Annotated in this window: 18 protein-coding genes; 1 reads left to right on the forward strand and 17 read right to left on the reverse strand. The window is 43.7% G+C overall.

The features are described from left to right. The first annotated feature begins 19 nt into the window (after positions 1–19). The gene (locus tag FJ709_RS17855) at positions 20–2,503 is read left to right on the forward strand and encodes an Ig-like domain-containing protein (RefSeq protein WP_226416047.1); all 2,484 of its coding nucleotides are present in this window, start codon (positions 20–22) and stop codon (positions 2,501–2,503) included. Between the two features lie 225 nt (positions 2,504–2,728). Here the strand turns inward: FJ709_RS17855 and FJ709_RS17860 are convergent, their stop codons facing one another. From FJ709_RS17860 to FJ709_RS17940, 17 genes are all read right to left on the reverse strand, one after another. Continuing rightward, positions 2,729–3,874: an ABC transporter permease gene (locus tag FJ709_RS17860; protein ID WP_226411673.1), complete on the reverse strand. Its 1,146-nt coding sequence runs from the start codon at positions 3,872–3,874 to the stop codon at positions 2,729–2,731. Continuing rightward, positions 3,871–5,067: an ABC transporter permease gene (locus tag FJ709_RS17865; RefSeq protein WP_226411675.1), complete on the reverse strand. Its 1,197-nt coding sequence runs from the start codon at positions 5,065–5,067 to the stop codon at positions 3,871–3,873. The genes FJ709_RS17860 and FJ709_RS17865 overlap by 4 nt, the downstream gene beginning before the upstream one ends. A gap of 2 nt (positions 5,068–5,069) precedes the next feature. Next, entirely contained in the window at positions 5,070–6,050 is a 981-nt protein-coding gene (locus tag FJ709_RS17870; RefSeq protein ID WP_226411677.1) for an HlyD family secretion protein, read from the reverse strand. Further along, positions 6,037–7,383: a TolC family protein gene (locus tag FJ709_RS17875; RefSeq protein WP_226416049.1), complete on the reverse strand. Its 1,347-nt coding sequence runs from the start codon at positions 7,381–7,383 to the stop codon at positions 6,037–6,039. The genes FJ709_RS17870 and FJ709_RS17875 overlap by 14 nt, the downstream gene beginning before the upstream one ends. Before the next feature lie 402 nt (positions 7,384–7,785). After that, positions 7,786–9,234 (reverse strand): metalloprotease TldD, encoded by a 1,449-nt coding sequence (gene tldD / locus FJ709_RS17880; RefSeq protein ID WP_226411679.1) that lies wholly within the window; start codon positions 9,232–9,234, stop codon positions 7,786–7,788. Positions 9,235–9,272: 38 nt separating this feature from the next. Next, positions 9,273–10,106, reverse strand: a complete 834-nt coding sequence (locus FJ709_RS17885; RefSeq protein WP_226411681.1) for a carbon-nitrogen hydrolase family protein — start codon at positions 10,104–10,106, stop codon at positions 9,273–9,275. Next, positions 10,030–14,283 carry a YhdP family protein gene (locus FJ709_RS17890; protein ID WP_226411683.1) on the reverse strand — a complete coding sequence of 1,418 codons (4,254 nt, stop codon included), beginning with the start codon at positions 14,281–14,283 and terminating at the stop codon, positions 10,030–10,032. Before FJ709_RS17890 ends, FJ709_RS17885 begins: the two co-directional genes overlap by 77 nt. Further along, on the reverse strand, positions 14,283–15,773 hold the full coding sequence (gene rng / locus FJ709_RS17895; protein WP_226411685.1) for a ribonuclease G: 1,491 nt from the start codon (positions 15,771–15,773) through the stop codon (positions 14,283–14,285). The genes FJ709_RS17890 and rng overlap by 1 nt, the downstream gene beginning before the upstream one ends. 100 nt (positions 15,774–15,873) lie before the next feature. Beyond that, the gene (locus FJ709_RS17900) at positions 15,874–16,458 is read right to left on the reverse strand and encodes a Maf family protein (RefSeq protein WP_226411687.1); all 585 of its coding nucleotides are present in this window, start codon (positions 16,456–16,458) and stop codon (positions 15,874–15,876) included. Between the two features lie 79 nt (positions 16,459–16,537). Beyond that, positions 16,538–17,029: a rod shape-determining protein MreD gene (mreD, locus tag FJ709_RS17905; RefSeq protein ID WP_226411689.1), complete on the reverse strand. Its 492-nt coding sequence runs from the start codon at positions 17,027–17,029 to the stop codon at positions 16,538–16,540. After that, positions 17,026–18,102, reverse strand: a complete 1,077-nt coding sequence (gene mreC / locus FJ709_RS17910; RefSeq protein ID WP_226411691.1) for a rod shape-determining protein MreC — start codon at positions 18,100–18,102, stop codon at positions 17,026–17,028. The genes mreD and mreC overlap by 4 nt, the downstream gene beginning before the upstream one ends. A gap of 82 nt (positions 18,103–18,184) precedes the next feature. Next, positions 18,185–19,234: a rod shape-determining protein gene (locus tag FJ709_RS17915; RefSeq protein ID WP_188842525.1), complete on the reverse strand. Its 1,050-nt coding sequence runs from the start codon at positions 19,232–19,234 to the stop codon at positions 18,185–18,187. Between the two features lie 179 nt (positions 19,235–19,413). Next, complete coding sequence (locus FJ709_RS17920; protein ID WP_226411693.1) at positions 19,414–23,997, reverse strand: DUF6701 domain-containing protein; 4,584 nt, start codon at positions 23,995–23,997, stop codon at positions 19,414–19,416. Continuing rightward, complete coding sequence (locus FJ709_RS17925; protein WP_226411695.1) at positions 23,987–24,436, reverse strand: MSHA biogenesis protein MshP; 450 nt, start codon at positions 24,434–24,436, stop codon at positions 23,987–23,989. The genes FJ709_RS17920 and FJ709_RS17925 overlap by 11 nt, the downstream gene beginning before the upstream one ends. Continuing rightward, positions 24,426–25,265 carry a PilW family protein gene (locus FJ709_RS17930; RefSeq protein ID WP_226411697.1) on the reverse strand — a complete coding sequence of 280 codons (840 nt, stop codon included), beginning with the start codon at positions 25,263–25,265 and terminating at the stop codon, positions 24,426–24,428. The genes FJ709_RS17925 and FJ709_RS17930 overlap by 11 nt, the downstream gene beginning before the upstream one ends. Next, a complete protein-coding gene (locus FJ709_RS17935; protein WP_226411699.1) occupies positions 25,265–25,834 on the reverse strand; it encodes a type II secretion system protein in 570 nt (189 codons plus the stop codon). The genes FJ709_RS17930 and FJ709_RS17935 overlap by 1 nt, the downstream gene beginning before the upstream one ends. Continuing rightward, entirely contained in the window at positions 25,824–26,309 is a 486-nt protein-coding gene (locus FJ709_RS17940; RefSeq protein WP_226411701.1) for a prepilin-type N-terminal cleavage/methylation domain-containing protein, read from the reverse strand. Before FJ709_RS17940 ends, FJ709_RS17935 begins: the two co-directional genes overlap by 11 nt. Positions 26,310–26,354 lie beyond the last annotated feature (45 nt).

Consider the following 26,354-nt stretch of genomic DNA (forward strand, 5'->3'; position numbering starts at 1 on the left):
GATGTTACCCATGCGAATAATGACTTTGAGTCGCAGCATTCCATTAATTTTTGCTTCATCTTTACTTATCAGCGGTTGCAATGGCGCCGCTGATGGCACTGAGACAGAAACAACCACAGAAAACTATGCCATTAGCTTAAGTTTTCAGGCGGTTGTAGATGGGCAATGTAGCGACGCAACAAGCCAGCAATCATTTTATCTTAATGAACAATTTTGTGCGGTTGCCACCCTCAAAAATGGCAATACACTCGCATCGGGACAACTAGTCAATTTTGTTCTACCTTTTGGCAGTGCCTCACCAGCCTCAAAGCTCACCAATGCTAATGGTCAAGCAAGCTCCATCATTAGCTCAAGTACGACCAATGCAGGAGAGCTAAGTGTACAATTCAACCCTGCTAATAGTAATGTGGTCAGTGCCAGTCGTAATTTTGAGTTTTTAGCGTTAACTACTGCGCCAACGACAGAGTCGGTCACCATTTCAGCCAGTATTAACCATCCTTCGGGCACAGTCACACGCTTTAAGGTTGATGAAGCGGTTCAGTTACAAGCCACCCTATTAGACAGCAGTAACCAAGGTATCGCCGATCAATTAGTGACTTTTACTGCCGGTAGTGCCAGCTTATCACCCACTACTGCGCTCACTAATAGTAGTGGTAAAGCTGTGGTGAGCTATACACCCGCCATAACTGAATTAGGTGCTAGCACCTTGGTGGTGAGCACCAATTACCAAGGTAAGGCGGTCACTAGCTCAAGTTTTTATGAAGTACTATCTGCAGCTGATGTCATCCCAACAGGCTTGTTAAAAATGGGTCGCTGGGTATCAGCAACTGAATTTTATGAAGGCGAACTGAACACCACATTACCCACAGATACTAACGGCATTTATAAAGTCAGCGCCGGCGGCACATTTGGCGTAACAACCACCATTGTTACCGACAATAGCGACGGCACTTTTAGCCGTTTACAAACACCGACTAGCGTCACTTTCAGTTCTGACTGTTCAACCAATAATAAAGCCAGCTTAGACTCACCTGTAACAACGTTATCAGGCAGTGCTGGTGCAACTTTTTCTGATACTAGCTGCAGTGGTAATAGTGAACGTAGTGACCAAATTATCGCGACAGCAATAGTTGGCACCACAGCATTAACCGCAAGCATAGATTTCACCTTAAGCCGTCAAACCTTAGCAAGCTTAAGCTTTATTTCTGCAGAGCCTGATCAAATTCGTATTAAAGGCGCTGGAGGTACTGGCTCAAGCGAGTCATCATTAGTGACCTTTATGGTCACCAGTGCCAATGGCCAACCGACCGCGCAGCAAACCGTTAACTTCAATCTTGATACCGTTATAGGCGGTTTAAGCTTTGCAAATGGCCAACAAACCGATAAAAGTATTACTAATGCACAGGGTTTAGTCAGCGTTCGAGTATTGTCAGGTACTGTACCAACGCCTGTACGCGTCGTTGCCAAAGCGACCGATATTGACACTAATGAAGTCATTACCAGCCAATCTGAACAGTTAACGGTGAATACCGGTTTACCACAGCAGCTTGGCTTCAGTATTTCACCCTCGGAATATAACCCAGAGGCAGGGAATCAAAATGGTAAGCAAGTCACTATTACGGTTTACGCATCAGATAGTTTTGGTAACCCAGCGCCCGATGACACTGTGGTTAACTTCACCGCTGAAGGCGGCCAAATACAGCCCTCTTGCTCTACTAAAGGTGGAACGTGTAACGTCACCTGGACATCAGCCAACCCGAGAGTCACTGATAATAGGGTGACAATTTTAGCCTATGCACTAGGCCATGAAACTTTCTTTGATACCGATGGCGATAATATGTTTGGTGATAAAGATGGTGGTGCAATTGCATTAGCTTGTTTAAATGCCAGCAATAATCCAGTTGCCTGTAAAGGTAATGGTATGGACATTGAAACTTATCACCCAGCTGGTTTTATCGATTTAGGCGACGCGTTTAGAGATGATAATGAGACGGGTGCTTTCGACTCTAGCGAAAAATTCTTTAATACATTAGCCAATACCTATACTGGTGCAGACGGTAAATTTAATGGTCCACAATGTCTTCGCAATGACGGCATATGCGGGATAGGTCAAGCCAATAAAACCTATATCCGTAAGGCTTTTGTGCTCACAATGTCAGGGTCAACTGCGGTGATGCAATTTAACCAAGATGGCACGGCGCTAAATACTAACTTTAGTAATATTACCCCTATCGCTGTCAATGGCCTCTCAACATTCACAATTAAGCTTACCGATACTGCTAACCAAATATTACCTGCCAAGACTACAGTCGCAGTTACCGCGACTGAGGGCGAGGTGTTATTTAACGGTTATACTGTGCCTAACCGCACGCTTGCCGGTGGTACTAGCACTTCATTCATATTAAAACATAACGGTGTAGCGGGAGTCAGTAGGGTCACGGTAACAGTGACCACCCCAGGCGGCATTATCACTAAAACCAACTTTAATGTAACTTTGCTGTAGTCAAACTTAGCAAATGCAGATTGAGCTGACACTTAGTGTCTAGCTATCTAACTAACTCCAAAAGCCCACTTCGGTGGGCTTTTTGTTAGGAGGCGATATAAGTGCTTGGTGATTATGATGATTATGCCTAATCAATTTAAACTACTTTTGTGCCTAGCTCTTACCTAAGAGCTAAGTTAACTTCAATCTCAATATAGCACTGCCGATACAAGGTATTATTACCTGTTAATGTGCCTCGTGTACTTCTTTTTGGCGACGCCTAATACCCGCTAAAGCCAGCCCGCTAAACACCGCAAACATCAACCACATTTGTAGCCATTGCGGCATGATTGCCGACCAGTCAGCACCCATTTGATTCAACGTCAACATGCTATTAATTGCAGGAATGGCTGGAATAACCTGTGACATCCACACGAGTGGCTCGGGAATTAACGCTATTGGCCACACGAAACCTGCTACAAACAAGATTGGCATTGATGACAGCAAAAAGATTTGAGTCGGTAAGTCACGTCGTATAAACAGGCAGCTCAATGTAATACCTGCAGCGGTTGTTGCCAATAAAAAGGGTAGCATCATTAGTGCCGTTTCAGCTAATGTTCCAAGTACAGTGACCTGATAAGCATAAAAACAATAACCAATATAAAAGCTACTAAATAAGCTATATAAACTGACAAACATAGCCATTCTCGCGCTGAATATAGCCATAGGTGACACTTGCTGCCAGTAGCCTTTTTTGCGCCACTGCCCTGCCCCTAAAATACCTGTGCCAATGAGTAAAGTTTGATGCAAAATCAATATAAACAACCCCGGCACAACATAAGGCGTATAACCCAAACTAGGATTAAAAACCGGCACGTCGTTAATATTGACCGAATTTACACTTTGATCTGCAAGTGCGGCGGTTTGTCCACGGGCTAATAAGCCCATTAATTGTACTTGCTTACCCGCATCCATACCCGCAGCAACTAATCCTTCAACGACTGCCGAGTAAATCAAAAAGTAACTGGCATCACCGCCATAACTCAGCGTAGCGCCTTTGCCTAATAGTAAATTGCGTCTAAATCCTTCGGGAATAACCAATAAGCCGTGGGCGTTACCTTGCTGTATAAGCTGTTTAGCTTCGTCAATACTATTGGCATGGGCGATGATATGAATTTTGGCACTGGCATCGGCATGGCGGGTTAACTTTCGGCTCAGCGAAGAGTTGTCATGATCGACTACCACAATAGTTTGTTCGGTAGGCACTTGATGTAAATAGGGAAGTGGATACAACACAGAGTAAAACACCACACCACCAAATAGGGTCACCACAATGGCTTTATCGGCTAGAAGTGCTCGCCATTCAGCAAAATAAAGCGCCCAAAATGTCATATAACCCCCGACGTTACTGGCGCACTGTTGTTTAGCAAGCTTGCATCAACTGAGTCACCAAATGCTTTAGGTGCGCGATGCCATAACCCAACTATTACAGGAATAATGAAAATAAACATCCAATAGGAAGACAGTTGCTGCAAGACTAACGCGCTGTCTGCGCCGTAACTCACCACACTGACATGGGAATCAATATAATGGCTCGATGGCATTAACAAGCGCCAATATTGAGCCAATTCTGGCATTTCATTGACCGGAAATGTTATCCCCATAAAAGCAAAGGCAGGGGCAAATAATGCGGTACAAAAACTGACACAGCGAGCCGAATCTTTCATCATCAGGAAGATCATCGTCACTAATAACCATAACGCTATTAGCATAAAGGCTTGGGCGATGATGAGTACTCCTAATGCACCCGCGTAAGGTAGCTGTAAATATTGGTACAATAACAATAAAATAAAACTACTGTGCAATAGCATAATGGGTAAAAATACTGCGCACTTAGCCAATACCTTTATCCACAAATCCTGCGGTAACGTGACTTGATTATTTACCGTAATCAGCTCTTTGTTCAGTGCATTAGAAAACACCATCATGGCCAGTAATTGCCATAGCGCGATTAACACTGGCGGCACCAAAAAACCAACATAGTTATTATTGCGATTAAATAAGGCGGTAGTTTGACTCGTTACTGGCGATAGGTTTACCGCAATACTGGCATGATTGACGCCGCTCATTAATAGCTTTTGTTCAGCACTTTTAGACAGTCCTGCACCTAAACTCATCTGTATTTGGCTAGATAATAGTTTACCCACCAGCAAATATTGGCTGTTGTAACGAATATCGATTGTAGGAGATTTTGAGGTCAATAATTGGTATTTAAACTGATAAGGGATAACCACTATTGCATACACTTTCGCTTCGCGCATGTCCTTGATGGCGAGATCTAATTGTCCATATGACTCCAGTTTCATCACTGCATTGGCCGACATTTTTCGGGTGAGCATTCTGGATATTTGGCTATTGTCTAAATCAACTACCGCAACGGGTAATTGCCTGGGCAATCCGGCGCTGAATAACCACCATAAGCACAGTACACTCACAATAGGAATGTAGGTCACTAAGGCTAATTGCCAAGGTGATTGCCACAGTGCCCGCCACTCTCGCTTAACGAAATCCATCATGGTTAGCATGATTACTCAGCATCATATTGATACAGTACAGACATACCGACACGAAGATCCGCAATAGGAGTTACTGGGGTTAATTCAACCTCAAAAGTGCGCATATCAAAGTCATGGCCACTTTCTGTTGAACGCCAAGTGGCAAAATGCCCCATCACACTGACATGATCGACAGTAAAGTCATAGGTTTGCTGTAAAGCTGGCAAAGTCAGTTTAATCAGCTGCCCTTGTTTAAAATCGGCTAATTGATCTTCTCGAACCTGCAAAATAGCCCATGAATCTTGCATGTCTATCAAACTGACAACAGGAAAACCACTAGGGGCTAATTCACCCGCTTGCAATAACACCTCACTGACTTCAGCATTTTTAGGCGAACGCATCTGGCTATCGGCCATAATAGCATTGACCTCACGTACCGCGCCTTCAGCCATGCGTGCATTACCCGCCGCTGCGGCTTTGGTTTCTACCCGCGCACCCTCTTTTGCCATTTGAAACATCGCCAATGCGGCTTGTTCGGTATATCTTGCTGCCTGCCATTGGGTATAGGCTTCATCGCGCTTTTGTCTAGCTACGACACCTTCGGTGAATAAATTCTCTACCCGCTGATAAGTGGCTTGCATTAACTCGTTAGCCGCTTTAGCTTTACGCCATTGCTCTTCAGCAGCGGTAATTTCTTGTTGTCTGGCACCATTTTGCGCTTCGGTTTGCATCGCTTTAGCGGCATCTCGACCGCCCTCTGCTTGCATCAATTTCGCATCCAGTTCAGGGCTGCTAATGGCAAATAACAAATCACCTTGAGTCACAATATCACCCCGGCGAACCATCACTTGCTCAACGCGTCCCGGCACCTTGGATGACACATTGTATTCTCGCGCCTCAATTTGGCCCTGAAGCGTCTGTGGCTTAGGCGTATAGGCCAGCCAAAGTCCATAAGCTAGAAATACCCCCAGAAAACATAATGCGATGACCGCTAAAAACTTATTTACTCGCATTATTGTTCTCCGGTGAAGTGATAACTGGGCTGGTTCGTGCAATAAACTCATCTAACTGACCGCTAATCGCCATCAACTTGGCGTAGGTTTGTAGGTAACGGTATTTAGCACCTAACTGCTGGGTTTTAACCGCTGCTAATTTAAGCTCGGCATCGACCCTGTCAATGGATGTCGATAGTCCTTGATTAAAAGCGAGCTCACGTAAGCGCAGGTTTTCCTCTGCTAACGCTAATGAAATATCTAAAGCATCAATCTCTTCAATGGCTTGCATCATTTGGCGGTACTGCTGTTCGACCAGTAGGCTTAAATCAAGTTGAGTTTGTGCTTTGGTGTGTCTTGCTTGTAATAAGGCACTTTTGGCCGCTTGCACCGTACCACTGTGGCCATCTCGGCTTAACAGTGGCACTTTTATGCCAACGCCAACCATCCAATCGGGTTCCACCTGTGAAAATAAGCTGTCATCTTCGTATAAGGTGTAATTGCCGTATAGAAATACCGTTGGGTAATAGCTACCCTTCTCTAAATCCACTAGGCCATTGGCTTGTACTTCTTTGGCCTCGAGCAATTTTAGCGCTGGATGAGTCGATAAGGTCAATTGACTCAGGCGCGATAACGCAGGTTGAGTATTAAGGATAAATAAAGCCGACGTCGGTGAAATCTGGCGCTGATGCATCATACTGGCAAGGGCTATTTCGGTCATTTCATATTGACGTTTAGCACGGGTCCAATTGACTTTGGCATTCTCTAATGCGACCTGGGCATTTAAGCGTTCAACTTTGGCAATTTGGCCTTGCTGTTCTAACTTTCTAGCATGATCTTCATGCATCGTTAGGGATTCAACTAATTGATATTGAGTATCAGCTAGTGCTTGGGTCACTGCCACCGCGTAATAGCGGTCAACCAGCTGGGTAAATAAATCACGCTGACTTAACGCTAGTTGCTGTTGCTCTTCAACAACCTGGGCAGCTTGAATACCTTGAGCAGCGGTAATTCTGCCCCCGGTATAAATTGGCCACATAGCTTGTAGGCTTGAGCGAAACACATCTTGCTCAGTAAAAGGGGTGACAAACGCTGATGCAGGAATGGTGGCTAACATACCGCCTATAGCGGGTGGTAATTGCGCAGGGTCAAGACCGGCTATCGGATTTAAGTCCATTAAATCCAGTTCAATCGGTTTTTCTAAATGAGTATAAGAACCAGCAATATCGACAGCAGGATAATTTAATGACTTACCCGCATCTTGTTTCGCTTCTACGCGATTAACTTGCTGTTGTTTGGCTTGTAAGGTGTCGCTCACTTTTAATAAATTTTGCCATGCCTGCTCAAAGCTCATGGTGCTCGAAGCTTGTGTTTGAGCAATACCTATGGGGGAAGTTTGAGGCTCTTGCGCTGCACTCACATGGTTTACGCTGGCCACCAGTAAAATAACAGCAGCCTTGATGAACCCAGACAAACGGGTCAGTGTCGAAGTCGCGAAAACTTGCTGTGAGCTAATCTGTAGTTCCATGTCGTTCATCACCGTGTAGAGTTTTTACTCTAAGAATATAAATGAATTATAACCGACTCTTTGATTACTGCCACTCTCTAATGGCTAAGATGTTAAGTCTGTGCACTTAACTCCCTTTAGAGGCGGTTTATGCTTGGACCTGAACAGTTAAGCTTGCTGTCATGAATATTATCCACCTCAAACACAATCCAGTTTGAGGTGGACGATGACATCAATTATGGCTATAAATTAAGCCGTACCGCCTACAGTGAGCTTGTCTAACTTTAAGGTTGGCTGACCGACGCCAACAGGTATACTTTGACCGTCTTTACCACACACGCCAACACCTTTGTCTAAAGCAAGATCATTACCCACCATAGAGATTTGACTCATAGCTTCTGGGCCGTTGCCAATTAAGGTGGCACCTTTGATCGCTCTAGTCACTTCACCATTTTCAATCAAATAGGCTTCAGAAGCTGAGAACACGAATTTACCTGAAGTAATATCCACTTGCCCACCGCCAAAATTAGGCGCATAAATGCCTTTTTTAACCGACTTAATAATATCGGCAGGATCAGATTGGCCTGCTTCCATATAAGTGTTAGTCATACGAGGCATAGGTAAGTGTGCATAGGACTCACGGCGGCCATTGCCGGTAGAGGCCTCACCCATTAATCGGGCGTTAAGCTTGTCTTGCATATAGCCTTTTAAGATACCGTTTTCAATCAAGGTGGTTTTTTGAGTGGGTACACCTTCATCATCAATACTTAATGAGCCACGGCGATTTTTCATGGTGCCATCATCAACTACTGTCACTAAGCTTGATGCGACTGACTGACCTATTTTGCCACTAAAAGCACTGCTACCTTTACGGTTAAAGTCACCCTCTAAGCCATGCCCTACCGCTTCATGCAATAATACTCCTGGCCAACCATTACCTAACACCACAGCCATTTCGCCGGCAGGGGCATCGACGGCATGAATGTTAACTTGTGCCTGGCGTACCGCTTCACGGGCAAACTCAAAACTGTGTGGCAGTCCCGCGTCGTCTGTGGTTAAAAATACGCTGTAATCATGTCGACCACCGCCACCAGCACTGCCGCGTTCACGCTTGCCGTTTTCTTCTAAAATAACACTGCAGTTAAAACGCACTAATGGGCGTACATCAGCAGCTAGAGTACCGTCACTGGCCGCGACGAGAATTTCTTCATGCACGCCAGATAAACTGATCACGGCTTGAATAACCCGACTGTCTAAGCTGCGAATATACGCGTCCGCTTGCTTTAACAAATCAATTTTTTTAACTTCATCCATCGCCGCGATAGGGTCTGCACTATCATACAGTTGAATGGTTTTAGTGCGGCTAAAGGCTTTGACTTTGTGCTGTTCACCGGCAATCGCTATACCGCGGGCCGCTCGTGCTGCTGCATCTAATGCTGCTGGGCTAATTTCATCTGCATAAGCAAAACCGGTTTTTTCGCCGCTAATGGCGCGCACGCCCACACCCCGCTCAATATGAAAACTGCCTTCTTTAATGATGCCATCTTCTAGCACCCAGGACTCATGGCGACTGCCTTGAAAGTACAGATCAGAGAAGTCAATTTGATGTTGGTGAATGATGGCTAAATAATCTTGCAGGCCATCGATTGTCAGTCCACCTTGAAATAAGCTTTGCTCAACTTGCGATAAAAAAGGCATTCATATTCTCTTTATTCAATCTAATCAACCCGCAGCTTCTATTTAGCCAGCGCGGGAGCAATAAAACGATTATGCCCTAACACAGGCATTTGTTGGCGAATTTCTGTTACTTGTTTTAAATCTATCTCGGCTTGAACCCAACCTAACCCTTCGGGTAGTTCGGCAATCACTTTCCCCCAGGGGTCAACAATCATGCTGTGGCCCCAGGTTTCTCGGCTACCTTCATTATGTTGCCCCCATTGCCCTGCGCCAAGTAGGTAGCATTGGGTTTCAATTGCCCTGGCCTGTAACAATACTTGCCAATGCGCAGCTCCGGTCACTTTAGTGAAGGCCGAAGGTAATGCAATAATATCAGCTCCGGCTAAGCGCAGTGCACGAAACACATCAGGGAAGCGAATGTCGTAACAAATCGCTAGGCCAACCTTGCCAAAAGGAGTATCAACAACCGTAATACGGGAACCTGGGTGGAAGGTATCACTTTCACGATAAGTCTTAGTGCCATCGGCAACCTCTACATCAAATAAGTGCAGCTTATCGTATGAGCCTAAGGTTTCACCACTATCATTGAATAAATAACTGCGGCTATAAACCCTATGGTCATCGGCACGCATTGGAATCGTCCCTGCGACCATATAAACCTGATGCTTTTGTGCTAAATCGGCTAATGCTTGTTTAAGTTCACCGTTGTCATCAGTGCCTGCATATTGTAATTGCTGTGACTCATGACCGCCAAATAACAAGCTGCATTCAGGTAAAACCACTAACTGCGGTTGTGAAGATTGTCGAGGTAATAGGTTAAGCTGCGCGTTGATAAAAGCCAGATTGGCTTGAACGTCTCGACTGCTTTGACATTGTAACAAACTGATTTGCATAACTGTCCCTTTTCAAATATCGCAGATTACTGGCATTAACACTGGGAGCCGTTAATGGCTTATCACCGGTTTTGTTTTCTGATTGAGTTCCAGCTTCTTTTGAGGCTGGCGCTTGAGGCGCTGTACTATTAGCTTCAGCCTTTGATGATGGCTCTTGTGTGCCTTTGCCATCGGCAGTCACATCTTCAGCGCTCGGAAAAATACCATTCTCACGTAATATCGACTCTGGAATAACAATCTCTTTGCTTTTACGCTCTAACTCTTGGAGTTCAGGGTTATCCATGGTGCCTTTTAAACGAAATCTTATTTCAGAAATAATCTCAATCACTGGCTCTAATACCTTGGTTAAGGCAAATGCGCCAATACCTAATGTCCAGGCGCTAGTACTTAAAAATACCACGGTTGGCACACTGGATGCTAATTGAGGCATAAAACGAATATCGTAATTTAGGCTTTGGGTAGTTAAGTCTGTATAGCCGCGCACTTTCATATTGCCCGCCACGGCATCCATTTCTGTGTCGGTGGTTTTAACCACACCATCTTTGATGTCTAAGTTACCCTTAAAGCTATTAAAATATAAACCTGAACCAAACACGTCTGAAAAATCAAATGACAGTTTGCGTAAAATAGAATCTAAGCTAAAAAGTGAAAATATTCTCGCCCCTTTATCACTGATTTCTGACAAATGCCCTTTACCCATATCAAATTTAATTTTGCCATTTAAGGTTTCAAGCGAAAAGTTATAGGGCGCACCTTGCCATGAAAAATCACCTATAAATCCTAAAGGTGCATCTTGCAAGCCAGGATTAATGCCTAACAATGCTGATAAATCATCAAACTTATCGGCATTCAATTTAACATCAAATTGGGTCATGGTGCCGATGCTATTTTTGGTCCACGCGCCTTTCGCCTGTAAACTAATATTAGACACTGGGTGCGTTAATGACACCGTTTGAAAACGATACCCTTGCTCATAAGGATTAGCTTGCATTTGCAGATGACCAAATTGCATATCAAAGACTTTAAAGTCATCAACATCAACAGCAAGCGGCGGTAAACTATCAAGTAACGTGTCGGGGCTATATTTTGCATCTTGGCTGTCTTTTACAACTGGCGATAAGTGCAGTTTGTCGGCCACAATTTTAAGTCCTTGCTCACGCCAGTTTTTATAAAAGTCAACTCGCCCTTCAAACTGTGTCGAGTTGACATTAAATCGCCAGACGTCATCGATGGGACTGGCTGTCAGTTTTAGCTGTTCAAAGTTTTGCGCCAGTAAGTTGAACTGGCTAATACTGGCATTAATCTGTTTTAAGGCAGGAAAAGTCGACTTTGATGCAACCAATGGATTTTGGTTGGCGTCTATTGCAGTATCTGCTTCAGATACAGTAAAACCACTAATAATAGGCAACCATTCGGTTAAATTAGCTTGCTTAAGGTCAATATAAATAGTGCCATCTTGTTGGCTCAATCTGTCACCAAACTTAAAGTTTCGCCCTAAGATTAAGTCATAAAACTGCAAAGCGTTACCGTCTTTATCACCTAGGCCACCCCAAAATTCAGCTTGGTCACTCAACTTAACATTGACTGTAATTTGTTTGTTATCACCCATAATGTCCGCTGATAATTTTTGCGACTGTTCAACGGTTTTAGCAAAGGGAGCGGGTAACGAAATACTTACCCCTTGAAGGTCAGTTTCTGCTCGAGCGCGCAAACTATAACCTTGATCACCAAACATCATCATTAACTGACCTGTCCAATCAAAATCACCTTGGTAATATTCACTCAGCGGATGATTAAAAGATGCCGGTAAAGATGCAATATCCATATTGCCTCTAAAGTCGACATCTAACGCTAACTGACGGCCTTTTTCTTTAGTCGCAAAGCTAAATTGCATCGGCTGACCAAACAGCTTAGCTTTTAGGTTATTTCCTGTTACTAAGTTATTTTCAAAACTGATATCACCTTTTACTTGGGATAAGTTAACGCCTGGCTGACTAATGAACACCGGATTGTTATCGAAATGAACAGCGCCTTTAATTAACGGATTTTGGCCTTTAAATAATGGAATAGACAGATCTAACAAAGTATTGAGGTCATGCTTAACTTGCACCACAGCAAGGGTTGAACCCACGCTGGATTTAAGTGGTGAGGCGTTAATAACCTGAGCTGTCGCTTGTGCATCCATCAATAAATCAGCTTCAACTCGCAACAAAGACTTAGCGCCGAGCTCAGGGATCCACACTTTGGTGCCATCGACAGCCACCTGGCCTAACTTGCCTGAATTAATAGTGAGATCCATTAGCTTATTTTCAAAAAAAGCATATAAATCTAACTGTTTTACCGCAGGCCAATCTGGCTGAAACTTAAACTCGGCTTGGTTAATATTGAACTCAGCTTGAAATACCCCGTCAAAATCAATATAGGGATAACGATTAAAAGCGCCTCGCCACAGTATATTCGCCTGTTCAATATGCCCTGCCTGTAAGCCGCGGTCTAAATACTCGACAAGACTAGGCGACATCGCCATTAAAGGAAAATAATCACTGGCTTTAGCCACATCGGTAATATCAAGATTAGCCGCTAACGCCATATAAGGACTATCGCCAAGATGAAGATTAAGCGCTGCCTGCAAACGAATGTCATCATTATAAAAGGCAATATCTGGCGCAGTGAGTCGCATGTCTTTAAGATCAAAACTAACCGATAATGTTTGGCCTGTTAACTGTAAAGGTTGATTAAAACCGCCTGCAAAATCTATATTGTAATCTTGCTCTGGCAGATCTGCCTGTAAGGTGTTATCTGCCCAGGATAAATGTAAATCAACGGGACTTAGACCTGGTAACTGTTCAAATGGTTGCCATGTTAACTGACTTAAGCTGGCTGATGCCGCCCAAGGTTTATCTTTAGCTTTATAAAGCTTTATGGGGCCGATATCGCCTTGTACATTAATATCCCGCCACAGCTGCACATCATCATGGCCTACGCTGGGGATTAGCGGTAATAACGGGGCAAGATTATTTAAGTTAATTTTATTCAGTTGACCAAATAATTGCGCGTTATGATACGCCAGCGATAAACTCAGTTCAGGCCAGGTTTGTTGATTTGACTCAATAGCTAACTGATGACTTTGAATCTGCCATCCTTCAGGGGTATTTTGCCAGGTTAATTGACCATTTTTGATATCGAAACGCTGTGTATTGCGAGCATTTACTGCATTTACTGCATTCTGTGTTATTTCTGCTTCTTTATCAGGTTTTGTATTCGATGTAACATCGAAACTTGTGTCAAAAATCCCGCCGGTTTTAGGGCGTTTATCATCCCATTCTAACCAGCTTGGTTGAAATATTAACTGACCATCTTGAATATTACGCTCGGCGAAACTGAACCAGGCTTCAAAATTAACAACACCTTGAAAGCTGATACTATTTACATCATTTTGGGGATTAATGCGCCTTGAGGCCCACTCGCCAATGTCTAGTGCTGCAGCGGCAATATAAATATCACCCTTTATCGATTCAGGCTGATAACCATTGCCTTGTAATGCAATCTGTAATGATAACGACTCTTTATCAGATGCTTGGTCATCAACAAATAAGCTCCCCTCGCCCCGGTGCTCGTCACCTTGATTGAGCCAAACTAAGTTATCAATAAAAATAGGCCGAAATTGATGCAAAGAACTGTTCAGTTGTACTGAAACATTATTAATAGAAAAGTGGCCTAATTGTTCGAGTAAAAAAGCATACAGCCAATCCATATTGGTTATGGGTGTTGATGATGTGCTTTGATTGGATAAATTATCTACATCGATTGCGATACGGACCTTATCAAAGCTGACCGTTTCTATTTGCGGCGATAATCTCAGTAATGATTGCCAAAAATCGAGTTTGATATTGACCTGCTCACTGATTAAGGTTATCGGTAGATTATCTTGCGGTGGTAACACTAGGTTAGTGACAGTTAACGCTGGTCCATAGGCTTGCCATTTCGCTGACAATCCTTCCAACTGCAGCTTTACTCCATAGTTTTTTTCCACATAAATCAGTATTTCTTGGCGAACTTCTGGAATATGGGGCAACAAGCCCCGAATAAGACTGACCCCAAGCGCAAAAAGTACTAGCAAAATAGCGAGTACTTGTAAGCTGGTGCGCCCAATAGCTGTCAGACGTGGTAACCACACTACATCATCACCACATCATATTTATTTTGAGTGTACAGGGTTTCATTTTGCAGACGAATACGTTTACCTATATACACCTCAAGCTCAGCCAATAAATGACTTTCATCACCACTAAAGCTCATATAAACCGCAGGTGAACAATACAATAAAAACTCATCTGCTTTGTATGCACGATTGAGACGAATGATTTCTCTGAAAATTTCATAAGAGACGGTTTCTACTGTCTTCATGGAACCTGTGCCTAAACAGGCTGGGCATTCACCACACACAACATGCTCTAAGCTCTCGCGGGTTCGCTTGCGGGTCATTTCCACCAGCCCAAGCCCTGAAAAGCCACTGACACTGGTTTTTACTCTGTCTAGCGCTAATGCGGCATTTAAACTTTCTAATACCCGCGCCTGGTGCTCACTACTGAGCATATCAATAAAGTCGATAATGATAATGCCACCTAAGTTACGTAACCTAAGTTGCTTGGCAATAGCTTGAGTGGCTTCGAGATTGGTATTGAAGATGGTTTCTTCAAGATTTCGATGGCCAACAAATGCACCGGTATTAATATCGACGGTTGTCATAGCTTCGGTTTGATCGATAATCAAATACCCGCCGGATTTAAGCTCAACCTTACGACCTAGCGCTCGCTGAATTTCATTTTCAACATCGTACAGTTCAAAAATGGGCGCAGGACCTTCATAAAGCTCAATCTTTTGCGCGATTTCAGGCATAAACTCCTGTGCAAATTGCTGTAGTTCAGCAAAAGTACGTCTAGAATCGACTTTAATATTGTCAAGATCAGTGCCGACAAAATCGCGAATAATTCTCACCGGTAAAGCTAAGTCTTGGTAAAGTAAACAAGCACCTTTGCGCTTACGGCGCTCACTGACTTTAGCCCACACTCGACGTAAAAAAGCCGCATCTTGTGCCAGTTCGTCTTCACCTATATTTTCCGCGGCGGTGCGAATAATAAAACCACCATCTTCATCAACATAAGGTAAGGTAATATTTTTCAGACGGGCGCGTTCATCTTCAAGCTCAATCCGTTGTGATACACCCACATGGCTTGAACCTGGCATAAAGACTAAGTAACGAGACGGTAAGGTGATATCTGTGGTTAATCGAGCGCCTTTTGTGCCAAGCGGATCTTTAACCACTTGCACCATTATATCTTGCCCCTGGCGCACAAGTTCGGCGATATCACGTACGACAAAGTGGCCTTTTTCAACATCGGCGACACATTCTGTGTGCGGTACTATGTCTGAGGCATGTAAAAATGCGGCTTTATCTAAACCAATATCGACAAAGGCAGCCTGCATGCCGGGTAAAACTCGGCTGATTTTGCCTTTATAGATATTACCAACTAAGCCTCGTTTCATCCGACGCTCAATATGCACTTCTTGTAACACACCATGTTCAATTAAGGCTACGCGCGCCTCTGTAGGTGTGACATTTATCAGTAATTCCGATCCTTTCTTACGCTGTGCTTTGATATTCATAAGCCACCAGTATTCAGGTCACATGCTTGCTCTTGTTCAATTAAATGATGAGTAAAGAGCTAACATGAAAATTAAAATGATTTGTGTGTTATTTCTGTATTCACGGTTGAGCCATTAGCTGCATTAATTGTCGTGTTTCTACTAACGGCAAGCCGACAACGGCAGAATAGCTGCCTTTAATCGTCTCAACAAAACAACCTCCAAGCGCCTGAATACCGTAAGCACCGGCTTTATCCATTGGTTCTTGAGTGGCTATATAAGTGTCAATTTCAGTGTCGGTAATAGTGCAAAAGGTCACATCGGTAACACAAAGTCGGCTATACGCATGTGTACCATCGGTCATGGCGACAGCTGTCATCACTTGATGGGTATGACCTGACAGTTGACGCAAAATATGTTTCGCATCAGCAGCATTTTGCGGTTTACCCAAAATTTTGCCTTCAAGCACTACTGACGTATCTGATCCTAACACCTTGGCATCTGTTAGCGTTGGCACTAATAACAATCCAGCTTGCGCTTTTTCTAACGCAAGACGAACCACATAATCAGCAGCAGACTCGTTCGCTAATGGCGTTTCATCAATATCAGGGGACACCTGCTCAAAGGAAAAGTCAGCAATTGAAAATCCAGCCTGGGCAAACAGTTGTTTTCGTCTAGGTGAAGTAGAAGCTAAAACCCAAGTCATTTGAATTACACTCTCTTTAAAATCAGCCCCTAATGAGCAGCTATAGTATCAACAAATCAATTACGCTGATGTTAAGCAACTAACGTACTTTATACCTACGGCGAATATTTCTCAGTATCCAAAATACCCACCACCAAATTAGTACGCTTGAAAATGCAGGTAAAAACATATCGGTTTTGAAAGGCGTTTTGCCAACGAGCACATATTCGGCCCAATAAATAACAAAATGATAGATACAAATAAACATTGCAATCAGCAGTGTTTGTTGCCAGCGGGGAAAATTACGTAAACGTTGAAAATGCATCACGACAACATAAGTTATGAGTGCGAAAGCTAGCCCTCTTATCCCTAATGTGGCGCCAAGTAATACGTCCAATAACACGCCTAACACCCAAGCCGTCAAAATACTATAACGGTGCGGCAATGCCATTGCCCAATATATCATCACCATCAACAGCCAATCAGGACGCCATGCAGCAACCACATGGGGCAATGGCATAATCTGGAACATCATGCCAATAAATAATGTAATCCAAACCACTAGACGGCCATTGGGGATATGAGCGCTCATTGTCTCACCTCTGTGGTTGACTGTGTTTGAGTTGATTGTGTTTGAGTTTCAGTTTGAATTGGCTGTGCTGGGGTTGTTCGCACAGGTATAGTTTGTGTTTGTTGCACTTGATTCGGCTGCCCTTCTCTTGATGGCACTTGCTTCGTCGCGCTATCGGAAGCTGGCTCGATTGCAACGCCTGAATCAATCTTTGGGTCAATATTATTAATGTTATCGGTCTGCTCTACGGCCGGTAATATAGGCCAAAAAGGCTTATCATCTGCTTCACCGGGCCAAATCAATAACACATAGCGAATACGGTCTAAAGCAGCCAAAGGTTGGGCATTTATAACAGCATAACTTTGCCCATCGTCCCGTGACACAGATGTCACTCTGGCAACAGGGTAGCCTTCAGGAAAACGATTACCTAGGCCAGAAGTCACTAATAAGTCACCAGCAATTACATCAGTGCTTTTTGCTACGTGCCGTAACTCAACTTGATCAATCTCACCCGTACCATTAGCAATAGCACGCACATCATTGCGGGTCACACGCACCGGAATACCATGGCTAGCATCTGAAACCAATAACACTCGACTGGTTAATTCACTGACCTCAATGACCTGACCTACGACACCTTTTGCATCAACCACTGGCTGACCCACAAAAACACCGGTACGTTGACCATGATTCAGTACCACTAACTGACGAAATGGGTCGCTAGCAACTTCCATCACTTCAGCAACCACTTTGCGGGATTCCATATGTACTGGCGAGCCTAAAAGTGCTCTTAAGCGGACATTTTCTTGGCGTAAATGCTCAAAACGTTGTAAACGCTCCGACATTAAAAGCTGCTGATCCATTAGAATTTTATTTTGTACCGTCAGCATATTACGGGTCGCCAAAGCTTCAGCAGTCCAATCAAGCATCATACCGGGGACATTGGCTAAATATTGTAATGGACTTAATAAAGAAGAAAGGGATTGGCGAACAGGCTCAAGACGATCGTTGGCAACAAATAATGCCACCGACAAAATAATAGCCAGTGTAAGACGAAATTGGTGAGAAATACCACGAACAAAAATTGGTTTCATAAAAAATTAGGCGGCAAAGCCAAATAGTCCTTCTTGCCAATGGCCAAAAGCTAACACACTTCGCCGCTTGATGAGGGGTTGATTAGTTCTCTTCAGAGAACAAATCGCCACCATGCATATCGATCATTTCTAACGCTTTACCACCGCCACGCGCAACACACGTCAGTGGATCATCCGCTACCATGACTGGAATGCCGGTTTCTTGCATTAATAAGCGATCTAAATCACGAAGTAATGCGCCGCCACCTGTTAGTACCATACCGCGCTCTGATATATCAGACGCTAATTCAGGAGGAGATTGCTCAAGGGCAACCATAACAGCACTAACAATACCTGATAATGGCTCTTGCAATGCTTCTAAAATCTCGTTGCTATTCAACGTAAAGCTTCTTGGAACACCTTCGGCCAAGTTACGACCACGCACTTCAATTTCAAGCACTTCATCACCTGGGTAAGCAGTACCAATAGAGTGCTTAATACGTTCTGCGGTAGCTTCACCAATTAACGAGCCATAATTACGGCGCACATAGTTGATGATCGCATCATCAAATTTATCACCACCAATGCGTACTGATGATGAATAAACCACACCATTTAACGAAATGATTGCCACTTCAGTAGTACCACCACCGATATCGACAACCATAGAACCGGTTGCTTCAGATACTGGTAAACCAGCACCAATTGCAGCAGCCATAGGTTCTTCAATTAAGTAAACCTCACGAGCACCTGCACCCATTGCCGATTCACGTATCGCACGGCGCTCAACTTGCGTAGCACCAACTGGCACACAAACTAATACGCGAGGACTTGGGCGGAAAAAGCTATTGTTATGCACTTGTTTAATAAAGTGCTGCAACATTTTTTCTGTCACATAAAAATCTGCAATTACGCCATCTTTCATTGGGCGAATAGCTTGAATATTGCCAGGTGTTCGGCCAAGCATTTGTTTTGCTTCGGTTCCGACTGCTGCCACTGATTTGGGCCCGTTACCGTTTCGCTCACCACGAATAGCAACTACTGAGGGTTCGTTTAACACGATACCTTCATCGCGAACATAAATAAGAGTGTTTGCCGTACCTAAATCGATCGATAGGTCGTTAGAAAAAATGCCGCGCAGCTTTTTGAACATGTATCAGGCCTGTATTCTGTGAAGTCAGAAGAAAAAAATCAGCTAACTTTATCAATCACACCCACAATCCACAAGACCGTGAGGGTTAACAATTGCTAATCTGACAATATTTTTTTAAAAAGAGCCCTTAAATAGGCTAAATGGTCCAATGAAAAAGTGAATTAGCACATAAATCGTCATTATTGCCTTACTTCTTCCCAATAAATAATCCTATCATGGCCTCGGTAACGACCAAAAAAAGCACTAGCCTGGGGGTTAACCAATAAATTGACCGAACTCGTGTCGTAATTCCAATACCATTGCAGCCAACTATCAACTTGCGCAGGTGCTTGCACTTGACCACGATAATTATTCGTACCTGTATTTTGCCAGAACAAGGTCATCTTCCCTACAGAAATATTAGTACTATTATTTGTTCTTGTTACCGTTTGACCTGCAACCTTAGTTGGAGTATAAATTTCTGCCCCAGATAAGCTGCCATTAATTACGCTGCAACTATCGCCAACATTGACAACCCACTGACTGCCGTTCCAATATTGTGCATAGGTTGGCATACGTAATATTTCATTTTCAGGTCCATAGGTATTATCCATAGTGACCCTGCCATGACGTAAATCCTGAGTGGTGATGCGTTTGGCACTGCAAGTATTTAATGGCGTAGTGCAATTACCCGTATTGTCTGCACGCATGTCTGGATCGGCGACAAAAGCAATATTAGTGTCATTATCAAAAACCTTCACGCCGATATCTAACGCGCTAAAAGGCCCATCAACATTAGGGGCCGTTGTGCGAGCAAATTTAGCACGATAACTTGCGTCGACCTTAGCCACACCGGCAACCCATGACGCCGCATTGACAGGTAGGCTACTGAGGCGGTTTGACAGCTCAGTACCATTATTACTATTTTCGCCCACTAACTGAGCCGTCCCTTTCGCAAAGGCTGCTTGATAATTTTTAGTCACACTCGAAAATATATTGTAAGCCGTAAGATTCATCGACAATGGGAAAGGCTGGTCCATATAACTAAACACGCCACAGGCTGGTAATACACTTACACCGCTCACCACAAATCTATCTGGTACAAAGCGGCCGATATTTGGTGATTGTGCTAAGGGAATATCATAGAAGCTTGAGCCTAAATAATTAGTAGGCGGTTTAGCCGAGAACGTAAACACCCCAACTTCACTGATTGATTGAGGCACAATACTAGTGTTGGTTGTTTGGGCCACTTGAGCATAACTTACGTTAGACACAGTCCCAAGCTCGCCACCTGAAGGCGCAACTATACTACGACCTAATGTAATATTGCTGTGGGCATAATTAGGGGTATTGGGATTGTCACAGTAATTAGTATCACCATCAATTTGCCAAGCTTTACCTTGAATGAGTAAGTTAAATGATTCCCCGGCTTTTTTATACACATTACAACTGCTATTTCCTGCTACACATTGGGCACCTGTATCCTGCGGCGTAATACATAAACCTACCGGAAAACTCACAAAGGGATCATTACCTAACATAATTAACCCTTGCTCATTACCCGTGCCGGTATATCTCGCATCGAGTTGAAGCTGGCCCGCATCAGGATAATTCACAGCAATTTTCGCCTTGCCTAAGGCATCAAATGCAAGTGCTATATTGGTTGCAGTAGCGCTTGTTTTACCCACATTGGTACCATTTACTGACACACTTTGGCCATTAATAGGCACTGAGGGGCTGGTATAAGTGCTCCAAAAAGCGACATTTTTAGACACATTGGCAAAACTTGGAATACATTGTTTGGTGATATCACTCTTTTTAACCGCGCTAACCACTATGTCTGGCGCAGGTTTGTTGGCTAACTTATCAGGCACATCAAAAATAAAACCACTATCAGCAAAAGTTAGCGTGCAATTAGCAGCAGATGCAGCACTTCCAGCAATACGGCATAAGGTCTGGCTGAAAGGTTTAGCACCAGGTGTTGAGCCTGTTACATCAACCACCACTGTGCCTACAGTATTGCGATTCAATTGCAGTGTAGTAGCGCCACCACTAAAACTGACAACATTACCACCAACCCAGCCTCCTCCGCCTGTGACCGTTGCAGGGCTTAGCGTGGCGGTAACAAAGTCTGGTACCGTTTGACTGCAGTCGGCATTAGCACAAGCTTTAAGAGTAAGGGTTTCAGGACCACAGGTTAACCCGCTACCACTGTGGGTAAATTCAAAATGATCAATCACTACGCCAATCGGCCTTGAATCCAGCGCACAAATTTCGACGTTGTCTATTTCATGGTTGTTAGTCGAACCACCAGTAGAACCGGTTAATGACAATAAAAAATCAGCGGGAATGGCCGCTTGAGTGCTAATAGCCGCGGCATTAAAAGCAGGGACTACTTCAATGAATCCACTACCACTATTACGCTCAACTTTAACAATCGATTGACCGGCTATTTTTGAATCAATGGTAATACGATATCTGTGTGCTGGAGTCACATTGTTATTATCCACCGTTGGCGAAAGGCAGTTTCCAGCCGTATTAGTGGTGCCGTTATTACAAGAGCCTCGCAAATAAGGATAACCGCTAGTCCCCGAACCCGAACCCCTCACAACAACAGATTGCTGACGACGTCCTGGTCCGTTTGGTCCGCCTTCAGTTGAAAAGTTACCATACTCATCAATACCAAACCCTAACCAGCCACCAGCAAAACCATTCACAGTTGTACGAGCACCATATCCCAAGGGTCCACCGTACGCACCAGCTTGTGGGGTAACCGCGGCATTCGACAACACAAAGGCGATACCATCGGCACCACTTCCGCCATAGGCATAGTGATCAAATTCAATTTCAACCAAGTTGTTTGCCGCAGGAAATAAGCGTTGATAAGTTGAAGAAGTGGCTTGATTACCCGCAGCCTGAGTTACCCGCAAGCGATTGTTCACAATAGAAGGGGTAAAACCACCACCACTATTTGACACCACCCAGTCATTGCCCACACTGCTGCGCTGAAAATCATCGGTAAAACATTGTCTCACTTTGGTTAAGCGCTCAATGGCAACAAAGCTATAATTCTCAAAAATATGCCTTCTATCTGTATCTTGATAAGTGTCTTCATCATCGACCATGCTAAACAAGCTATTGCTCAATTGACAACGGCGTAACCAACCGCCATCGCCCCCATTACGGCTATTTTTACCCGCGACTAACACCGGAATATTACTAAACCCGATAAGCGATGTGGTAAAGCCACATTGGTAAGCTAGATCTTGCACGCCGCTTGCGGTAAAAGTTTGCGATTTACCAAAATGGTAATTGGTATTTTCACCGCTTAGCACCATAGCGCCACTGCCAGACTTTAATGATAAGTAACCAATTGTCTCATTTTGAATTTGGCTATTATTCAAGCCACCGGGTTGGCATCGAGCGCTATTATCTCTTACTTCGGAAGTGTCTAATGCCAGTTCAATACCCGTCGAGGTAAATTGGGAAGTACTGGTAAACCAACAATTGTTATTGCGGGTTTGAATTTGATTCAGCAATACATCCTGGCTAGCAGGCAGCGTAACGGGCGTATAAGGTGAGTTAGACCCAAACAATGCTTGATTATAATTAACTGAACCGGCTATAAGCTTAGTGCCATTAGGTAAATCATAATTACCAGGGGTCACGGCTATCCAATGCACCTCTGGCATATTATTAGAAGGAATATATTGATTGGTGGGTGATTCAGGCTCTTGCTTTGACCAGGTAAAACCTTGTGCGGTCACATTACCAAGTAATGCTGACGCGGGACCATCATTATTACTATTACTGGTTGAAACCGTTGGCATTAGAAACACCAAGGGCTTAACACCCGTTGGAAAGGCAGTGGTAAAAGTAATGCTAGTTGTGGTTGCTTTGCCATATTGAATATGAAAAGGCACAGCCACTGAAGCATCATTAATTTGGCCATTTGAGTTAATAGTTAAATATCGCGATGTAACCCGACCATTAATAATTGAGTTATTATCAATGGTTAAGGTTTCATCACTATAAACACGCCCACCAATAATCGCTCCAGAAGTTAAACTCATGTTTTTATAGGCAATTAACTGTAACGAATGAGTATTGGTTTCGTTAATTTTAGCGCCGTTTAATTGAATGTTATTACCAATAAAAATGCGTGCATTTCCCTGCAATACTATCTGTGCATTTTGATTTAATGTTAAAGAATTTATCCAGTAGTCCCCTGCGGGGAAAACCAACTTAGCACCACTTCCGGCTTCTATAGACTGAAATCGATACTCTTGCTGGGTTGAAGAGAGGGTAACAGTACAGGCTGAATACAATGCAATTGAACTGAATTGATTTTGGCCCGTATTACCCAAACTAATATTTTGATTTGCGGTACAGGACCCTACACCACCACCGGCACCATTGCTGGTTTTAAAGGCATTATTGCCGTTTAAGCTCAAGCCTCGGATATCACTGCCTGTGACTGTACAAAAACGATCACCACCTGAAGCGGTATCACAGCTATTATTAGGTAAACCTGAACCACTATTATTAGAGCAATAGGCCAGATCTGCCCCCAAAGTGCCGTTAATGCGAGAGCCCCCCTGCATAGAGAGTTGCGGGCTAGAGATTTGATGACAACTATTATTGTTGTCTTGATGATGTCCTTGAGCCACTGTAGGCCAGGTCACTGATTCGTCAACAACATCAAATGCAAATACAGTCGTCGTAAATAACGCCGTTATCACGCCAACACAGGTAAGAATTCGCGATATCAATTTAATTCCCACGGGCTTCTACCTCTACTTGCCTTTGTACTCTTAAACAATCAGTACTGCTGTTAGCGCCACAGGCTCCGGTTTCACACACGGCTTTACTGCTAATGCGGTACTGAGTAAGGGAACTGACCGTCGCGCTATTACAGGTAATGGTGACACTGCAGCCATGAAATCCAACCGCATTAGCAGGAGGTATCCAGGTTGAACTCACATTGATGCATGATGCAGTTGCGCCATTTAAAGGAAACAGTTGCCCTAAAGAAGCATCTGCACCGCTGTTCGCGCTATTAAGTGCTCGCGCTCCCCATACTTCCATCGAAATAGAGACATCAGAATCTTCGACAATGCGCAGTAAACTTGCCGCGAGCAAAAACATCACTATTAGCACAAAAATACCAATCACTAATGCGCTGCCTTGTTGGTGTGATTTTATCGACAATTTAAGGAACATTGATCACCTGCACCTGATGCTGATATTTAAATGACTCACCATTGACACTAAACCTAGGCTCAATATGCACAATCGCATTAGTCACCAAACTGGATGGTGTTAAGATTATGGCAGGCTCAATTAATAAACTGTTGATAATATTTTGCGCCATAATCACCCTGTTGGCCATTGCTGTAGGGACTGGCTGACTGTTTTGATAACCATAATTAGCGTAGCGGGTTAAATCTGAGGTGCCATTAGGTTGGTTTTCAACACAATAGCTCACAGGTTGCGCGGTTAGATAAAGTCGCTTTAATGGTGAAGCTTGAGTAAATCGAATTGATGCGCCAAAGGTTAAGTCAACTTGATCGCCACTGGTGCTAACACTTGATATTAGAAATCGTTTTGCGGTGCTGCCGGTTGGATTATAAATTTCACTTGCGGTTAGCGGATAAATAATCGCCCATTGCCCTGCTAAAATGGTTTGATTAATCACAATTGCACTCAGTGTATTACTTGTTGCAGCCGGTGCGATTGGTGCATTGACGTAGGATGTACTGGCAGTAATAGGAACAAATTCTAAACATTGGTAGCTGCCATCTGTTGCTGTCAGTAAACGTGTTGAATTAGGCAGTGCGCTGCGAATGTCTCTTGTCATCCGCTCGACCCCAAAACGGCTTTGGCTTAATACTTGATCCACCGCGCTCGATTCCACAAAAATACGCGTGCCAAAAATAACAAAGCTGCTGACGCCAACTACAACTATGCCTAAAATAAGAATAACCATGACCATTTCTACAAGCGTAAAAGCGGCTTGTTTAGCCCCTTTAGGTCGAGTAATCACTCGCATCAATAATTACTCCTTACGGCTTGGTAAGTGATCACTTCATTATTGGGTGTAGTGACATTGACCGAGATCAGCTTAGCCGCTTGAGTGGTGGCATCAACGTAGCTCACCTCAACGCTCAGACCAAAATTAATATAAACAGCAGCATAGGTTTGGCTTGAGTTGAACATCAATGAATTGATATTCAATCCATTATAATCATCTACATCATTATAATTTTCACGAGTCTCACCGTTTGGTCCTAATGTGACTGAGCATGTTAACCCTAAAGGACTATTACACGCAGGCACACCACCATTGGGGTTGGTTTGTTGATCATAGCGTTTACCCCAAATTTCATTCATCACAGAATGGGCTAATTCAGCAGAGCGCATCCGGTGCAGTGACTCAACGGATCTGTCGGCCTGGGGGAAAAACATCGATGTCATCATCACAATCGCGATGCTGATCACTAACATTCCCACCACTAATTCAATCAGTGAAAAGCCCGTGTTAGGCCGATTAAGCGACTTTAGGTGCGAGCGTGCTAAACACGGTAACAACTGGCTTAAACGACTTGAGTTATAAAGCATAAATATAACCCTCAGACTCAACAGCCACTTTTAAAATGTCATCAGCATTAATATTGAAACACGCACCAGTACAACTGGGTGATAACATTCGACCTAAACTATCAAAAGTAATGTTAAATGACTTACTAGCGGATGCGACTAAACTGATAGAAGCGCCGCCACTATAGCCTTGTATTGCTTCGGTGCGAATAAGTGTAGCGCAGCTATTTCCTGCGCGATCGCTATAATGGCGTAACTGATAACCCGTAGCAGTGACATTAACCTCATAGCATCGGTCGGTGTTATTCAGTGCTCTTAATTGAGCTTGGCGAAGCTCTGAAATAAATTCATTACGTAACGTATATGCACTGAAGCTCGAGCTAGAAAAAAAACGCGGCAACACCACAACCGAGACAATACCTATCAGTATTATCGTGGTTACCAGCTCGACTAAAGTAAAGCCGTTTAGTCTTGATGTTGAAAGATTTAAATCCATATTGCCCTTTCGATAAATTCAGCAAAAAAATAGCAATTAGCACTT

The sequence above is a fragment of the Shewanella glacialimarina genome, assembly GCF_020511155.1.
Classification (GTDB): Bacteria; Pseudomonadota; Gammaproteobacteria; order Enterobacterales; family Shewanellaceae; genus Shewanella; species Shewanella glacialimarina.

Coding starts and splice junctions, on each gene's coding strand:
- FJ709_RS17855 (WP_226416047.1), top strand. CDS start 20: ATGACTTTGAGTCGCAGCATTCCATTAATTTTTGCTTCATCTTTACTT.
- FJ709_RS17860 (WP_226411673.1), bottom strand. CDS start 3,874: ATGACATTTTGGGCGCTTTATTTTGCTGAATGGCGAGCACTTCTAGCC.
- FJ709_RS17865 (WP_226411675.1), bottom strand. CDS start 5,067: ATGCTAACCATGATGGATTTCGTTAAGCGAGAGTGGCGGGCACTGTGG.
- FJ709_RS17870 (WP_226411677.1), bottom strand. CDS start 6,050: ATGCGAGTAAATAAGTTTTTAGCGGTCATCGCATTATGTTTTCTGGGG.
- FJ709_RS17875 (WP_226416049.1), bottom strand. CDS start 7,383: ATGAGCTTTGAGCAGGCATGGCAAAATTTATTAAAAGTGAGCGACACC.
- tldD (WP_226411679.1), bottom strand. CDS start 9,234: ATGCCTTTTTTATCGCAAGTTGAGCAAAGCTTATTTCAAGGTGGACTG.
- FJ709_RS17885 (WP_226411681.1), bottom strand. CDS start 10,106: ATGCAAATCAGTTTGTTACAATGTCAAAGCAGTCGAGACGTTCAAGCC.
- rng (WP_226411685.1), bottom strand. CDS start 15,773: ATGAATATCAAAGCACAGCGTAAGAAAGGATCGGAATTACTGATAAAT.
- FJ709_RS17900 (WP_226411687.1), bottom strand. CDS start 16,458: ATGACTTGGGTTTTAGCTTCTACTTCACCTAGACGAAAACAACTGTTT.
- mreD (WP_226411689.1), bottom strand. CDS start 17,029: ATGAGCGCTCATATCCCCAATGGCCGTCTAGTGGTTTGGATTACATTA.
- mreC (WP_226411691.1), bottom strand. CDS start 18,102: ATGAAACCAATTTTTGTTCGTGGTATTTCTCACCAATTTCGTCTTACA.
- FJ709_RS17915 (WP_188842525.1), bottom strand. CDS start 19,234: ATGTTCAAAAAGCTGCGCGGCATTTTTTCTAACGACCTATCGATCGAT.
- FJ709_RS17925 (WP_226411695.1), bottom strand. CDS start 24,436: ATGTTCCTTAAATTGTCGATAAAATCACACCAACAAGGCAGCGCATTA.
- FJ709_RS17930 (WP_226411697.1), bottom strand. CDS start 25,265: ATGCGAGTGATTACTCGACCTAAAGGGGCTAAACAAGCCGCTTTTACG.
- FJ709_RS17935 (WP_226411699.1), bottom strand. CDS start 25,834: ATGCTTTATAACTCAAGTCGTTTAAGCCAGTTGTTACCGTGTTTAGCA.
- FJ709_RS17940 (WP_226411701.1), bottom strand. CDS start 26,309: ATGGATTTAAATCTTTCAACATCAAGACTAAACGGCTTTACTTTAGTC.